The sequence below is a fragment of the Klebsiella sp. CB_Kp196 genome (genome assembly GCF_040061575.1).
GTDB classification, from domain to species: domain Bacteria; phylum Pseudomonadota; class Gammaproteobacteria; order Enterobacterales; family Enterobacteriaceae; genus Klebsiella; species Klebsiella michiganensis.
The window spans coordinates 107,355-122,072 of record NZ_JBEAFH010000034.1; the positions used below are offsets into that span (position 1 = coordinate 107,355).

At 59.2% G+C, this 14,718-nt stretch carries 12 protein-coding genes; 4 read left to right on the forward strand and 8 right to left on the reverse strand.

The genetic code is table 11. The features are described 5' to 3' along the window. Positions 1 to 2 precede the first annotated feature (2 nt). On the reverse strand, positions 3 to 1,070 hold the full coding sequence (gene glpQ / locus ABLU87_RS08430; RefSeq protein WP_025106702.1) for a glycerophosphodiester phosphodiesterase: 1,068 nt from the start codon (positions 1,068 to 1,070) through the stop codon (positions 3 to 5). Positions 1,071 to 1,079: 9 nt separating this feature from the next. Then, the gene (gene glpT, locus ABLU87_RS08435; RefSeq protein ID WP_004852762.1) at positions 1,080 to 2,426 is read right to left on the reverse strand and encodes a glycerol-3-phosphate transporter; all 1,347 of its coding nucleotides are present in this window, start codon (positions 2,424 to 2,426) and stop codon (positions 1,080 to 1,082) included. A gap of 271 nt (positions 2,427 to 2,697) precedes the next feature. Between glpT and glpA the strand changes: the two genes are divergently transcribed. The 3 genes from glpA to glpC are packed head-to-tail and all read left to right on the forward strand — an operon-like array spanning position 2,698 to position 6,744. Next, positions 2,698 to 4,320, forward strand: a complete 1,623-nt coding sequence (gene glpA / locus ABLU87_RS08440; protein WP_047723184.1) for an anaerobic glycerol-3-phosphate dehydrogenase subunit A — start codon at positions 2,698 to 2,700, stop codon at positions 4,318 to 4,320. Beyond that, positions 4,310 to 5,569 carry a glycerol-3-phosphate dehydrogenase subunit GlpB gene (gene glpB / locus ABLU87_RS08445; protein WP_128334783.1) on the forward strand — a complete coding sequence of 420 codons (1,260 nt, stop codon included), beginning with the start codon at positions 4,310 to 4,312 and terminating at the stop codon, positions 5,567 to 5,569. The genes glpA and glpB overlap by 11 nt, the downstream gene beginning before the upstream one ends. Beyond that, complete coding sequence (glpC, locus tag ABLU87_RS08450) at positions 5,566 to 6,744, forward strand: anaerobic glycerol-3-phosphate dehydrogenase subunit GlpC (RefSeq protein WP_128334784.1); 1,179 nt, start codon at positions 5,566 to 5,568, stop codon at positions 6,742 to 6,744. Before glpB ends, glpC begins: the two co-directional genes overlap by 4 nt. Positions 6,745 to 6,766: 22 nt before the next feature. On the opposite strand, the gene yfaU is transcribed toward glpC, so the two are convergent. The 6 genes from yfaU to ABLU87_RS08480 all read right to left on the reverse strand — a co-directional run bounded on the left by yfaU (position 6,767) and on the right by ABLU87_RS08480 (position 12,968). Further along, on the reverse strand, positions 6,767 to 7,570 hold the full coding sequence (gene yfaU, locus ABLU87_RS08455; protein WP_014839099.1) for a 2-keto-3-deoxy-L-rhamnonate aldolase: 804 nt from the start codon (positions 7,568 to 7,570) through the stop codon (positions 6,767 to 6,769). Between the two features lie 14 nt (positions 7,571 to 7,584). Beyond that, positions 7,585 to 8,874 carry an MFS transporter gene (locus ABLU87_RS08460; RefSeq protein ID WP_348865982.1) on the reverse strand — a complete coding sequence of 430 codons (1,290 nt, stop codon included), beginning with the start codon at positions 8,872 to 8,874 and terminating at the stop codon, positions 7,585 to 7,587. A 52-nt stretch (positions 8,875 to 8,926) separates the two neighbouring features. Next, a complete protein-coding gene (gene rhmD / locus ABLU87_RS08465; protein WP_014230227.1) occupies positions 8,927 to 10,132 on the reverse strand; it encodes an L-rhamnonate dehydratase in 1,206 nt (401 codons plus the stop codon). Positions 10,133 to 10,145: 13 nt separating this feature from the next. Next, entirely contained in the window at positions 10,146 to 10,928 is a 783-nt protein-coding gene (locus ABLU87_RS08470; RefSeq protein WP_004852774.1) for an IclR family transcriptional regulator, read from the reverse strand. A gap of 204 nt (positions 10,929 to 11,132) precedes the next feature. Further along, a complete protein-coding gene (locus ABLU87_RS08475; protein WP_014230228.1) occupies positions 11,133 to 12,329 on the reverse strand; it encodes a nicotinamide mononucleotide deamidase-related protein YfaY in 1,197 nt (398 codons plus the stop codon). A gap of 96 nt (positions 12,330 to 12,425) precedes the next feature. Beyond that, the gene (locus ABLU87_RS08480; RefSeq protein WP_004123076.1) at positions 12,426 to 12,968 is read right to left on the reverse strand and encodes a YfaZ family outer membrane protein; all 543 of its coding nucleotides are present in this window, start codon (positions 12,966 to 12,968) and stop codon (positions 12,426 to 12,428) included. Between the two features lie 269 nt (positions 12,969 to 13,237). On the opposite strand from ABLU87_RS08480, the gene ABLU87_RS08485 reads away from it, so the two are divergent. After that, entirely contained in the window at positions 13,238 to 14,686 is a 1,449-nt protein-coding gene (locus ABLU87_RS08485; protein ID WP_032750700.1) for a catalase, read from the forward strand. The last annotated feature ends 32 nt before the right edge of the window (positions 14,687 to 14,718 follow it).

Sequence of the window (14,718 nt, forward strand, 5' to 3'; positions counted from 1 at the left end):
GCTTAGTTTTTATTGAGGAACTTCACCGCCTTATCCGGGAAATCCGTAAACAACCCGTCCACGTCCGCCTGGTTATACAGAACGTCGTAAAGCTGATTCACGTCCGCTGCATACGCTGGCAGCTGATCCGCGCGGACCGTATACGGATGCACCTGCAGCTTGCTGGCATGGGCTTCTTTCACCATCGCCGTCAGCTTCACGTGACCCGGCGTCGAGCCTTCCGCCACCAGCATATGGTAGTCCGGGCCAATGCCGTCAGCGTACTGCGCGATCTGCGCCATCGCCCCCGGTTTGAACATCCAGTCATAGCTGTAGTTCACCCACTTGCCGTCGGCCTGCCGCTGCTGGGTCTCATTCCAGTCGGTATAGGCGATAAGCTGCACCAGATTGAGATCCATCCCCATTTTCGGCTCCAGCTCCTGTTTGATGCGCTTGAGCTCGTTGGCGTCAAAGCACTGCAGATAAACCTTATCCTGCTTGCCGGTATAGCCATATTTCTTCAGCACGTTCAGCGTGCTGGCGGCAATGTCCTTGCCTTCCTGATGGTGGAACCACGGCGCTTTGATCTCCGGGTAGATGCCGATGTTTTTGCCGGTCGAATGGTTCAGCCCCTGCACAAACTCAATCTCCTCTTCAAAGGTATGAATACGGAAATCAGATTTACCCATCGGGAAACGGCCCGGATAAGTTTGCACGTTCTTGCCATCTTTCGGCTCAAACCCTTCGGTAAACTTCAGCGACTTTATCTCGGCGAGGGTAAAGTCGATGGCGTAGAAGCGGCCATCTTGACGCGCCCGCTGCGGGAAACGCTGGGCCACGTCGGTCACCCGATCCAGATAGTGGTCATGCAGCACCACCAGCCGGTCGTCTTTCGTCATCACCAGGTCTTGCTCGAGGTAGTCCGCCCCCTGCGCGTAGGCCATCGCTTTCGCCGGCAGGGTATGTTCCGGCAGATAGCCGCTGGCGCCGCGGTGGGCGATAACGATTTTCTCCCCCGCGACGGCGCTGAAAGAGAGCGCCGTCGCGGCCAGCAGCATTCCGCTCATCAGGGTGGTTAATGTGCTTTTCATCGCCGCTCCTTAAGCTTGTTTCATCTGTTGGTGATGGCGTCGTTCACCCAGCATCACGATAATCAGCAGCAGGACCGCCAGCACGCTGCCGCCGATCATCACCATAAAGCCGCCGTCCCAGCCGAAGAAATCGACGGTATAGCCAACGATGGCGCTCGCGGCCACGGAGCCGCCGAGATAGCCAAACAGGCCGGTGAAGCCCGCGGCGGTGCCGGCGGCTTTTTTCGGCGCCAGCTCCAGCGCATGCAGGCCAATCAGCATCACCGGACCGTAAATCAGGAAGCCGATGATGATCATACAGGCCATATCCACGCCCGGGTTACCCGGCGGGTTCAGCCAGTAGACGACGGTGGCGATGGTGACCAGGGTCATAAAGAAGACGCCGGTCGCGCCGCGGTTGCCTTTAAACACTTTATCCGACATCCAGCCGCACAGCAGGGTGCCCGGGATCCCCGCGTATTCATAAAGAAAGTAGGCCCAGGACGATTTATCCAGCGCGAAGTGCTTAACCTCTTTCAGGTAGGTCGGCGACCAGTCAAGAATGCCGTAGCGCAGCAGATAAACAAACACGTTGGCGACGGCGATGTACCACAGCAGCTTGTTCGGCAGGATGTACTGCATAAAGATCTGCTTTGCGGTCAGCTCTTCTTCGTGCTTCTCGCTGTAGTCGTCAGGATAATCGTTTTTGTACTCTTCGATCGGCGGCAGGCCGCAGGACTGCGGAGTATCGCGCATCATCGCGAAGGCGAAAATCGCCAGCAGGATCGCGCCGAAAGCCGGCATATACAGCGCCGCGTGCCAGTCGTTAAACCACGCCATACCCAGCAGAAACAGCAGCGGCGGGATCCCGCCGCCGACGTTGTGCGCGCAGTTCCATACCGAAACAATACCGCCGCGCTCTTTCTGCGACCACCAGTGCACCATCGTACGTCCGCACGGCGGCCAGCCCATTCCCTGGAACCAGCCGCACAGGAACAGCAGGACGAACATCACCATAATGCTGGAGGTCGCCCAGGGGACGAAGCCCATCACCAGCATCACCAGCGCGGCAAGGATCAGGCCTGCCGGTAAAAAAATGCGCGGATTCGAACGGTCAGAAACCGAGCCCATGATGAATTTCGAAAATCCGTAGGCGATAGAGATACCGGAAAGCGCAAAGCCGAGATCGCCGCGGGAGAACCCCTGCTCGATAAGATAGGGCATCGCCAAAGCAAAGTTCTTACGAACCAAATAGTAAGCGGCATATCCGAAGAAGATACCGATAAAGATCTGCCAGCGTAATCGACGATATAGCGGATCGATTTCCGCCGTTGGCAAACGCGCTTTATGCGCTGCGGGTTTAAATATACTTAACATATCAGCCTCCGTGGCCATTGCTGTTCTTCTGACGTCGTCGCAAAAAAACGTAATTTATTCACTGACTTCTGATTTGGTCGCGATAGTAGGCAAAGCGTAAATCTAATACTGTGAAATGTCGCACACTTTGTTACAGAAATATGACAGAACTTTCCAATATGCGCATAAAGTCACAACAAACGCTCGAATTACGCGCAAATATGCTCGAAATCAAACATTAAACGCGGTCGATATGGCTAAATGATGTAAAACGAACACAGAGGACAGGGAGATGGCCGATAGTCGTGAATATGACGTCATTATTATTGGCGGCGGCGCCACCGGCGCCGGGATCGCGCGCGACTGCGCGCTGCGCGGGCTGAAGGCGGCGCTGGTTGAGCGCTACGATATCGCCACCGGGGCGACCGGCCGCAACCACGGCCTGCTGCACAGCGGCGCGCGCTATGCGGTAACCGATAGCGAATCGGCGCGGGAGTGTATCAGCGAAAACCGCATCTTACGCCGCATCGCCCGGCACTGCATTGAGCCCACCAGCGGCCTGTTTATTACCTTGCCGGAAGACGATCCGGCATATCAGCACACCTTTATCACCGCCTGCCAGCAGGCGGGTATTGAGGCCCAGCCTCTGACGCCCGCCGAGGCGCTGCGCATTGAGCCTGCGGTTAACCCGGCGCTGCTCGGCGCGGTGCAGGTCCCCGACGGCACCGTCGATCCTTTCCGCCTCACCGCCGCAAATATGCTCGATGCCCGCGAACATGGCGCCGCTATCCTCACCGGCTGCGAAGTCACCGGCCTGCTGCGTCAGGGCGATCGCGTCCATGGCGTCACGATCTACAACCATCAGCTCCGTGAATCGCGCACGCTGCGCGCGCAGGTGGTGGTCAACGCCGCCGGGATCTGGGGGCAGCGCATCGCAGAGTATGCCGACCTGCGCATCTCGATGTTTCCGGCAAAAGGATCGCTGTTAATCCTCGACCACCGCATTAACCGTCAGGTTATCAACCGCTGCCGCAAACCGGCTGACGCCGATATCCTGGTGCCCGGCGATACTATTTCGCTGATTGGCACTACTTCGATGCATATTCCCTATGACGAAATTGACGACAACCGGGTAACGGCCGAGGAGGTCGAAACGCTGCTGCGCGAAGGGGAAAAGCTGGCGCCGATCATGGGGCGGACGCGGGTACTGCGCGCCTACTCCGGCATACGTCCGCTGGTCGCCAGCGATGACGATCCCAGCGGGCGCAGCGTCAGTCGCGGTATTGTGCTGCTCGACCACGCCCGGCGCGACGGACTGGAGGGCTTTATCACCATCACCGGCGGTAAGCTGATGACCTATCGTCTGATGGCGGAGTGGGCCACGGATGCGCTCTGCCGCAAGCTCGGAAATACCGTCCCCTGTACGACCGCCGATACGCCGCTGCCGGGCTCGCAGGAGCCGGCGGAAGCCACGCTACGCAAAATCATCTCTTTACCTGCGTCGCTGCGCGGGTCGGCCATCTATCGCCACGGCGATCGCACCCCGGCCTGGCTTGGCGATAGCCGCCAGCACCGCAGCCTGGTCTGCGAATGCGAGGCGGTGACCGCCGGCGAGGTTCAGTACGCGGTCGAAAACCTGGCGGTGAAAAACCTGCTCGACCTGCGCCGCCGCACCCGCGTCGGCATGGGAACCTGTCAGGGCGAACTGTGCGCCTGCCGCGCCGCCGGGCTGCTCGCGCGTTTTAACGTCACCACTTCCGCTCGATCCCTTACCCAGCTGTCTCAATTTTTGAACGAACGCTGGAAAGGCGTCCAGCCGGTGGCCTGGGGGGACGCGCTGCGCGAAAGCGAGTTCACCCGCTGGGTCTATCTCGGCCTGTGCGGATTACAAAAGGAGCATCAGGATGAAGTTTGATTGCGCCATCATCGGCGGCGGCCTCGCCGGACTGCTCTGCGGGCTGGCGCTCAACCAGCGCGGCCTGCGCAGCGTGATTATCAGCCGCGGCCAAAGCGCCCTGCACTTCTCTTCCGCCTCGCTGGATTTACTTACCACGCTGCCGAATGGCGACACCGTTACCGATGTCGCTCACGGCATCGGCCAACTGGCCCGCCAGCTTCCCGAACATCCCTATGCCAGGCTCGGCGCCGAACGGGTGATGGATTACGCCCGCCAGAGTCAGGCGTTGTTTGCCGACTGCGGTATCGCCATGCAAGGTGACGCCAGCCAGCCGCATCTGCGCGTGACGCCGCTGGGAACCTTACGCGCGGCTTGGCTATCGCCGCAGGAAATCGCCACCGCGCCGCTGCCCGCCAGCGGCGTCGGCGTAGTCGGCATCAGCGGATTCGGCGACTTCCAGCCGCATCTTGCCGCCGCCTCTTTGAACCAGCACGGCGTGACCGCCGAAGCCCATGAGATAGATTTACCCCTCCTCGATGTGCTGCGCGATAGCCCATCCGAATTTCGTGCCGCCAATATTGCCCGCCTGCTGGACGATGAAGCGCACTGGCCGGCCCTGCTGGCGGCGCTGCGCCCGCTGGCGCAGCGGCATAATTTACTGATTATGCCCGCCTGCTTTGGCCTCGCCAACGATCGCCTGTACCAGTGGCTGCAGCAGCGCCTGCCCTGCCCGCTGCGCCTGCTGCCTACGCTGCCGCCGTCGGTGCCGGGGATGCGCCTGCACGCCCAGCTGCAGCGGCAATTTATCCGCAGCGGCGGGACCTGGCTGACCGGGGATGAAGTCATCGATATCAGCCACCGCAACGGTAGCGTTAACGCGATCTGGACGCGCAATCACGGCGATATCCCGCTGCGCCCGCGCTTCGCGGTGCTGGCCAGCGGCAGCTTTTTCAGCAACGGGCTGGTCGCCGAGCGCAGCGGCGTGCGCGAGCCGATCCTCGGCCTTGACCTGCAGCAGACGCTGCCGCGCGAGCGCTGGTATCAGCAGGACTTTTTTGCCTCTCAGCCCTGGCAGCGTTTCGGCCTGAAAACCGATGCGGATCTGCGCCCGCAGCTTCAGGGACAGACGCTGGAAAATCTGTTCGCCGTAGGCGCGATCCTCGGTGGTTTTGACGCCATCGCGCTGGGATGCGGCGGCGGCGTTTGCGCGGTGACCGCGCTGCATGCCGCTGGGTTAATCGGCGAGCTTGCCGGAGGTGAATCATGAACGACACGCGCTTTGAACACTGTATAAAATGCACCGTTTGCACCACCGCCTGCCCGGTCAGCCGGGTTAATCCGCGCTATCCGGGGCCAAAACAGGCCGGGCCGGACGGCGAACGCCTGCGCCTGAAAGACGGCGCGCTCTACGACGAGGCATTGAAATACTGCATCAACTGTAAACGCTGCGAAGTTGCCTGCCCTTCGGACGTCAAAATTGGCGATATTATCCAGCGAGCACGCATGGAGCACGGTCGGCAAAAGCCCACGCTGCGCGATGCGATCCTCAGCCATACCGACCTGATGGGCACCCTCTCCACGCCGTTTGCCCCGCTGGTCAACGCCGCCACCGGGCTGAGGCCGGTACGCCAAATCCTTGATGCCGCGCTTAAAATCGATCACCGCCGCACGCTGCCGAAATATGGCTTTGGTACCTTTCGCCGCGCGTATCATCAGCTGGCCGCCCGGCAGGGGCAGTACGCCGAGCAGGTGGCGTTTTTTCACGGCTGCTATGTGAACTACAACAATCCGCAGCTGGGCAAAGATCTTATCCGCGTGTTCAACGCCATGGGCATCGGGGTGCAGTTATTGAGCAAAGAGAAATGCTGCGGCGTACCGCTGATTGCCAACGGTTTTTTTGCGAAAGCGCGCAAGCAGGCGCTGAGCAACGTCATCGCGATGCGGGAAAATAGTCTGCCCATTATTGCGACTTCATCGACCTGCACCTTTACGCTGCGCGATGAATATCCGCATCTCCTTGATATCGATAATCACGATATCCGCGACCGGATTGAGCTGGCGACTCGCTGGCTATGGCGTCAGCTGGATAATGGGCGGCCTCTGAAGCTAAAAACGCTGCCGCTGAAGGTGGTCTATCACACGCCCTGCCATATGGAAAAAATGGGCTGGTCGCTGTATACCCTTGAGCTATTGCGGCTGATCCCCGGCTTGCAGCTGGAGGTACTCGACTCGCAATGCTGCGGTATTGCCGGCACATACGGCTTCAAGGCGGAGAACTACGACTCATCGCAGGCGATGGGCGCGCCGCTGTTCCGGCAAATTGAGGAGAGCGGCGCGGATCTGGTGGTGACCGACTGTGAAACCTGCAAATGGCAGATAGAGATGTCCACCAGCAAACGCTGCGAACACCCCATCACCCTGCTGGCACAGGCGCTGGCCTGACGCCAGCGCCAACACCGGGGGGCTAGTAGCTCCCCTTTCCCTCCGCCTGTTCGGCTACCGGCTTGAACATCGCCAGCCGTTTATCCAGCGCGCTGGTGTAAAGGTTGGTATCGACGCCAACGGCAACAAAATTCGCCCCCCACGCCAGCGCTTTGTGCGCCATCTCCGGATCGACGGCAAGGAATCCGGCCGCCTTACCCGCCGCGCGAATGCGGCGGATGCTCTGTTCAATAACCCGCTGCACTTCAGGATGACCGGCGTTATCCGGGTAGCCCAGCGAGGCCGACAGGTCCGCCGGGCCGATAAACACGCCGTCAATGCCCTCCACTTCAAGGATCGCATCCAGATTATCGAGGGCCGTTTTACTCTCTACCTGAATCAACAGGCACAGCTCATCGTTGGCCTGCGCCATATAGTTTTCGACCCGTCCCCAGCGCGCGGCGCGGGCCACTCCGGCCCCCACCCCGCGGGTACCCAGCGGCGGGTAGCGGGTAGCCGAGACAATCTCCCGCGCCTGTTCGGCGGTATCGACCATGGGGATCAGCAGCGTTCTGGCGCCGATATCCAGCACCTGTTTAATCAGGCTGCGATTGCCCTCTACCGGGCGAATGACCGGCTGGCTGGCGTAGGGCGCAATGGCCTGCAGCTGATGATAAAGATCCTGGATGGTATTGGGCGCATGTTCACCGTCAATCAGCAGCCAGTCGTAACCCGAGGTGGCGGCAATCTCAGCCATATAAGAAGAGGTCGAGCTCAGCCACAGGCCAATTTGCGCTTCCCCTTGTAATAATCCCGCTTTAAATGGGTTCGATAAAATTGCGTTCATAGTTCTCCCTTACATTAATGCTGTACGCTGCCAGCCTGCGGCACGGCGCGGTTCACGCGCAGTGAAAAGATAATAACCACCCCGACAATCGCCACGCAGGCGAGCGTCACTAATCCGGCAGAATCACTGGCGAACATGGTTTCAGCCTGGACGCGGATAATGGGCGCCAGAAACCCGCCGATAGCGCCGAACAGGTTCACAAAGCCGATGCCAGCGGCCAGCGCCGTACCGGACAACAGCTGCGTCGGCATGGTCCAGAAGACCGGCTGCACGGCAATGACGCCGACGGCGGCAACGCACAGCGCGATAATCGCCAGCACCGGCGACACCAGCCCGGAGATCGCAATGCCAATTGCCGCCGCCAGCAGGGTGAATGCCGCCACATTACGCCGCTCGCCGGTGCGGTCGGAGTAGCGCGGAATCAGCCAGGTACCGAACAGCGCCGCCACCCACGGGATCGCGGTCACCACCGACGCCACGAACCCCACCTTGGTGCCGAGCAGCGCGGCAACCTGGGTTGGCAGGAAGAAGATCAGGCCGTAAACCGCCACCTGAATGGTGAGATAGATAATCGCCAGCTGCCAGACGCGGCCGTTACGCAGCGCATCGGACAAACGCGAGGTCACCTTTTTCTGCTCTTCGCTGGCCAGCTCGCTGATTAACGCCTGTTTTTCGGCAGCGCTCAGGAAGCGCGCCTTTTGCGGCGTATCGTCGAGCCAGAAGAAGGTGAAGAACCCCGCGCCGACCGCCAGCAGCCCCTCAATGATAAACATCCAGAACCAGCCGGGATGCCCCATAAAACCATGCATTTCCAGCAGCGCGCCAGAGAGCGGCGACCCGAGGGTCAGCGCCAGCGGCGCGCCCATATAAAACAGCCCCATAATGCTGGCGCGGTTCTGCTGCGGAAACCACTGGGACGTCAGGTAGATCATGCCCGGGAAAAAACCCGCTTCCGCGGCGCCCAGCAGGGTGCGCACCAGCAGAAACTTCGCTTCGGTATCCGCCCACGCCATCGCCGCGGAGAGAAGCCCCCACAGCAAGGTGGTGCAGCCGATCCACTTTCTTGCGCCGAATTTGCGCATCAGCAGGTTAGCGGGCACCCCGAGAAAGGCGTAGACCACAAAGAAAATCCCCGCCCCCAGCGCATAGGCTTCGTTGCTAAGGCCGGTATCCAGCTGATAGGTCTCTTTGGCAAAGCCGATATTCGAACGGTCAAGAAACGCCAGCACGTACAGCGCCAGCATAAAGGGGATCAAACGGGCGCGGTTTTTCTTCACCACGCTCTCAAGCAAGGCGTTGCTCATCGTAATATCCTCAACAATAGGCCGCACATCTGCGCTGTGCGGCACGACGGGATCAGTGGCTATAAGGACGTTTCAGATTACAGTCGCGGTTCAGCTCCACGCCGAAGCCCGGTTTGTCCAGCACGGTTTTATGAATGCGCCCGTTCACCGGTACCGGCTCATCAACCAGAATCGGGTCAAACTGCGGACGCATCGTTGAGCAGTCGGGGCTGGTCATCAGGAACTCACTGAAAGGCGTGTTGGTAAAGGTAATGACCGCATGGTGCGAATAGACCGACGAGCCGTGCGGCACCACCAGCTGGCCGCGCGATTTGGCGATCGCCGCAATCTCCACCAGCGTGGTCAGGCCGCCGCACCAGCCCACGTCAGGCTGCATAATATCGATGCCGGTTTCCGACAGCGTGCGGAAGGATTGCAGCGTACCGTGGTGCTCGCCGCTGGTGACCATCATGCCGGCTGGCGCATTGCGTTTAAGCTCGCGATAGCCTTCATACTGCTGCGGCGGCAGGCACTCCTCGATCCACTTAAGGTTAGAGGGCGCGCAGGCGTGGGCCAGTTTAGTGGCGTAGTTAACGTCCTGGCTCATCCAGCAGTCCAGCATCAGCCAGAAGTCCGGGCCGCACTTTTCGCGCATATCGGCCACCATCGCAGCATCTTTGCGGATCCCCGCGTCGCCATCGTGCGGCCCCCAGTGGGTCGGCATTTTGCCGCCAATAAAGCCCATCTCTTTCGCCAGGTCCGGACGCGCCCCGGTGGCGTAGAACTGAATTTCATCGCGCACCGCGCCGCCCAGCAGTTTGTAAACCGGCAGCCCAACCACTTTGCCGAACAGATCCCACAGCGCCAGGTCGACGCAGGAAATCGTATTCATCACCAGGCCGCCGGATCCGGAGTAGTACAGGGTGGCGTTGAGCATCTGGTCATGGATCAGTTTGATATCGCTGACGCATTTGCCTTCGATAAAGCGGTTGAGGTGTTTTTCCACGATAAAGCAGCCCATCTCGCCGGCGGTCGATACCGCAAAGCCGGTCTGCCCGTTTTCGGCTTCGGCCTCAACGATCAGCGTGCCGAGAACGTTGATGCCAAACGACTGGCGGGACTGTTCATACTGTTTATATTTGCTCATAGGCGTGGCGATATGATCGTCAATCCAGTGATTTGCCCCCTGGTCATGATAATCGCCGCCGCCAGCGCCTTTCTCTGCGGTAGCACCGCCAATAAACCAGGCGCGGACGTGTTTAATTTTCGGTAGGGTCATGATCTTCTCCTTATTATGAGGCTTGTTGTTCGAAGGGGCTTTTCCACCCCAGCAGACGGGAAATATCTTTGGCGCAGGCAATCGCCCTACCGGCGAGGTAATCGCGATTGTCTTCATTGATTTGCAGACGGGTACCCACCACGGAAATGGCGGCGGTCAGCTCGTTATTGGCATTAAAAACCGGCGCCGCCACGCAGCGAACGTCGGGATAGTCTTCGCCGTTATCGAAGCTCCAGCCGCGGGCGCGAATACGGCCCAGTTCATCGCGAAGCTGTTGGGCGCTGGTGATGGTGGTTGGCGTCGCCCGCTCCCACTGCAGCTCGCTGATAATCGACTCCTGAACCCGCTCGGGCTGCCAGGCCAGCAGGCATTTACCAATGCCGGAACGATATAACGACAGGCTCTTACCTTCGTGCGAACGCACGCTGATGGTGGCCGGGGATTCAATCTTCAGAATGTAGTAGGCGTTGCCGCTGTCGATGATGCCCAGGTGGCAGAGCAGCCCGCACTGATCCATCAGCTGCGTCAGGCGCGGGCGCGCCAGTTCGCGCAGGTCCATTTTGCTCAGCGCCTGCCCGGCCAGCTCAACCAGCTTGGTCCACAGGCAGTAGTTATCCTGATTATCCATGCTGAGGAAGCGCTGTTTTTTCAGCTCTCCCAGCAGCAGATAGGCGGTGCTTTTCGGAATACCCAGTTCGTCAATAATGGTCGCCGCGCTGCAGGGGCCGATGCGGGCGATCAGATTGAGAATATCAATGGCGCGGGTCAGCGCCGGGACTTTGCTTGATTCCAACATACTGGACTCCAATCCTGAATACTGGAATCAGTGTTGCGGTTGTCGGGCGTGTAAATTGTGAGCGACTTCAAATGACGACGCTATTCCAGCCGGGTGGACGTTCAGAGGGAGAAAAATGCGAGATAGTGCACAGAATTTTTTAAAGCAAGTACAACAGGCTGGACTCATCGCGCGCCGGGAGGGGCTCCCGACGCGGAGGTGGGTTTACGCTGAGAGAGATTCGACGACGTTAATCCAGCCGTGTTCACCGGCCACCGGCTGGCCGTTCAGCCAGCGGCGCAGCATGTTGAGGGCCATCATCGCGCACACTTCCTGACGCACCTGGAGGCTGTGGCGGTTGGTGGTGAATTTCACCCGCAGCGCGTGGGTGCCGTCCGGCGTGGAAAGCGCAAAGTTCAGGTGATCGCTCTCCTGACCACTCACCGCCAGCGCCAGACCGGCAAAGTGTTTTTCGCGCCGTTCCGCCGCCCAGCGCGCAGACTGCGCCAGGGTCTCCTCCTGCGCCGGAATGACTTCGCTGGCCAACAGCGGAGCGTTGACGCGAGAAAGCTGAAGCGCCAGCAGACCACCGGTGAACTGCTCGCTCAGCGTCAGGCTTAGCTGACGCTGCTGCAGGCGACGGGCGATCTGCGCAGGCAGGCCTTCGGTACCTTCGAAAATCATGCTCTCTCCGGCCACCTTCTGCACTTCCGGCCACAGCGCCAGCATCGCCTCGCGCTGTTCGGCAGGCCCGGTCAGCTTCAGTTCGATAATCGGCATCGAGGAGCGATAGCCCATCACGACGCCCGGCGGCAGCTGCAGATGGTCGAGGCTCTGCGCCAGTTCGCTTTCGGAACGGCCGAAGGTGGTCAGGCGCAAACACAGCGGCGCAGCGGATAGCGGGAAACGTTCGCGCAGGCGCGGTAAGATTTCCTGTTCAACCATCACCTTAAATTCGGAAGGCACGCCGGGAGTGAAAAACATCAGGCAGCGGTTTAGCTGCACGGCAAAACCGCAGGCGGTCCCGACCGGGTTGTTGATCATCTCGGCGCTTTGCGGAATTTCCGCCTGTTTACGATTGCTGGCGGCCATGGGTCTTCCGCGCTCGGCAAAGAAACGGGTCATGGTTTCCAGCCAATCTTCGTGCAGAATTAACCCTTCGCCTTTGGCCGTCGCCGCGGCCAGCGCGCTCAAATCGTCGCTGGTCGGCCCCAGGCCGCCGTTAACGATCAGCACGTCAGCGTGTTCGCTGCGCTCGCGTAAAATCGCCACCAGGGAGTCGAGGTCGTCACCCACGGTATGGCGACGCGTTAAGGGTAATCCTTGATTAAAAAAGAAATCCGCCAGCCACGCGGCATTGGTGTCGATGATTTGCCCATGCAGCACTTCATCGCCGGTGGACAGCATTTCCACGTTTAACATTGTGAACTCCAGCCTGATAAGTAGAAATACTATATCGCAAAGCGGCTGGTGAAAAAGCCTGAAAATCAGGCGCGGCGGAATACCGCGCCGGAGAGATTAGAAGCTGGCGTTGACGCCGACGTACGGACCGTCCGCGACCGCGTTATCGCGGTTGCCGTCTTTACCCGCCAGGTTAAGGTAGCGGTAACCGGCTTCGATGCTCAGAGGGCGCATAATGGTAAAGCGCGCGCCGGCATTGGCTTCCTGATAGCTGTCGATACCGCTGGAGAGTGAATCGGGAGAGTAATAGTATTCGCCGAACAGGCGGAAGCTGTCGCCGATTTTCCACTGCAGACCGCCGCCAACCGCCGCCGCGTAGCCCTCATCGCCATTGTTCGGGTTGGTGTAAACGCCTTTTCCGCCCACGGTGGCCAGGAATGGCCCCAGGGGAATGTTCAGGCCCAATCCCAGCCCCGCCGCATCGCCGTCGTCATCATTGTGCAGCCAGTTGCCGGTTACCGCCAGGCCGGTCGATTCCGTACCGAATCCGACGCCAAGGTTAGTGTAGTGCTCGCCGGCCTGCCCGCTGACGCTGATCGCATTTGCCGCCGTCGAGACGAACATCATGCCGGCCAGGGCCATAAATATGCTTTTTTTCATTTTTATCTATCCAGAAAATAATAATAAGAAAATCCCAAAAAACCGCGAAATTGTACTGCTCCGTTTTAAGGAATCAATGCGTTATAGCGCGCTTTTACCGCGTGATTGTAACCAGTTGCTTCGGGAGCCTTGTTAACGGTCTCAGATATCAATTCAATAGTCAGGGTCAAATTGCTGGGTCTCAGCCTTTATTATACAAATAGGCTCCAGCTTATTTCGTCGTCGCAAAGAGATGAATAAGTTACATAAAACTTTGTCAGGAGATAAAGATGAGCAAAAAAGGATTAACCACCGCCGCCGGCGCCCCGGTTGTCGATAATAACAATGTCGTCACCGCAGGCCCGCGCGGCCCGATGCTGCTGCAGGATGTCTGGTTTCTGGAAAAACTGGCCCACTTCGACCGTGAGGTTATCCCGGAACGCCGAATGCACGCTAAAGGCTCCGGCGCTTACGGTAAACTGACCATTACCCGCGATATCACCCGCTATACCCGCGCAAAACTGTTTGCCGAAATCGGTAAAACCACCGATCTGTTCCTGCGCTTCTCAACCGTCGCCGGAGAACGCGGCGCCGCTGACGCCGAGCGCGATATTCGCGGTTTCTCGATCAAGTTTTATACCGAAGAAGGCAACTGGGATCTGGTGGGCAACAATACGCCCATTTTCTACCTTCGCGACCCGCTGAAGTTTCCCGACCTTAACCACGTCGTGAAGCGCGACCCGCGCACCAACCTGCGTAACCCCACCTGGAAATGGGACTTTTTCTCCCTGCTGCCGGAAACGCTGCATCAGTTAACGATTGATTTCAGCGACCGCGGCCTCCCGCGTTCCTATCGCCATATGCACGGTTTCGGCAGCCACGCGTTCAGCTTTATTAATGCCGATAACGAACGTTTTTGGGTGAAATTCCACTTCAAATCCCAGCAGGGGATCGCCAACCTGATGGATGATGAAGCGAAACGCCTGGTGGCAGAGGACCGCGAGAGTTCACAGCGCGATCTCTATGAGTCGATTGAAAAAGGCGATTTCCCGCGCTGGACCTTCTACGTGCAGATCATGCCGGAAGCGGACGCCAGCCGGGTCCCTTATAACCCCTTCGATCTGACCAAAATCTGGCCGCACGCTGATTATCCGCTGATGGAAGTCGGCGTGCTGGAGCTCAACCGCAACCCGGACAACTACTTCGCAGAAGTTGAGCAGGTCGCGATGAATCCGGCCAACGTGGTGCCCGGGATCGGCTTCTCTCCGGATCGCATGCTGCAGGGACGGCTGTTCTCCTACGGCGATACCCAGCGCTATCGTCTGGGCGTCAACCATCATCAAATTCCGGTCAATGCGCCGCGCTGCCCGTTCCATAACTACCACCGCGACGGCGCGATGCGCGTTGACGGCAATAGCGGCAACGGCGTCACCTATGAACCCAACAGCTTTGGCGCGTTTCAGGAACAGCCGGACTTTAGCGAGCCGCCTTTAAGCCTTGAAGGCGCGGCGGCCCACTGGAATCATCGGGAAGATAACGACTACTTCAGCCAGCCGCGCAGGCTGTTTGAGCTATTAAGCGAAGAGGAACATCAGCGTATGTTCCAGCGTATCGCCAATGATATGCGGGATATCCCTGAGTTTATTCAGCAGCGACAAATTGGCCTGTTCAGTGAAGTCCACCCCGACTACGGCGCGGGCGTGGCTGCGGCGCTGAAAGCCTTAAAGCACGGAGAGTAATGCTGATGGCAGCCCTTGCGGCTGCCATTTTA

What these genes read in the sequence shown, in the direction of transcription:
- glpQ (WP_025106702.1), bottom strand. Translation starts at nt 1,070, where the DNA reads ATGAAAAGCACATTAACCACCCTGATGAGCGGAATGCTGCTGGCCGCG.
- glpT (WP_004852762.1), bottom strand. Translation starts at nt 2,426, where the DNA reads ATGTTAAGTATATTTAAACCCGCAGCGCATAAAGCGCGTTTGCCAACG.
- glpA (WP_047723184.1), top strand. Translation starts at nt 2,698, where the DNA reads ATGGCCGATAGTCGTGAATATGACGTCATTATTATTGGCGGCGGCGCC.
- glpB (WP_128334783.1), top strand. Translation starts at nt 4,310, where the DNA reads ATGAAGTTTGATTGCGCCATCATCGGCGGCGGCCTCGCCGGACTGCTC.
- glpC (WP_128334784.1), top strand. Translation starts at nt 5,566, where the DNA reads ATGAACGACACGCGCTTTGAACACTGTATAAAATGCACCGTTTGCACC.
- yfaU (WP_014839099.1), bottom strand. Translation starts at nt 7,570, where the DNA reads ATGAACGCAATTTTATCGAACCCATTTAAAGCGGGATTATTACAAGGG.
- ABLU87_RS08460 (WP_348865982.1), bottom strand. Translation starts at nt 8,874, where the DNA reads ATGAGCAACGCCTTGCTTGAGAGCGTGGTGAAGAAAAACCGCGCCCGT.
- rhmD (WP_014230227.1), bottom strand. Translation starts at nt 10,132, where the DNA reads ATGACCCTACCGAAAATTAAACACGTCCGCGCCTGGTTTATTGGCGGT.
- ABLU87_RS08470 (WP_004852774.1), bottom strand. Translation starts at nt 10,928, where the DNA reads ATGTTGGAATCAAGCAAAGTCCCGGCGCTGACCCGCGCCATTGATATT.
- ABLU87_RS08475 (WP_014230228.1), bottom strand. Translation starts at nt 12,329, where the DNA reads ATGTTAAACGTGGAAATGCTGTCCACCGGCGATGAAGTGCTGCATGGG.
- ABLU87_RS08480 (WP_004123076.1), bottom strand. Translation starts at nt 12,968, where the DNA reads ATGAAAAAAAGCATATTTATGGCCCTGGCCGGCATGATGTTCGTCTCG.
- ABLU87_RS08485 (WP_032750700.1), top strand. Translation starts at nt 13,238, where the DNA reads ATGAGCAAAAAAGGATTAACCACCGCCGCCGGCGCCCCGGTTGTCGAT.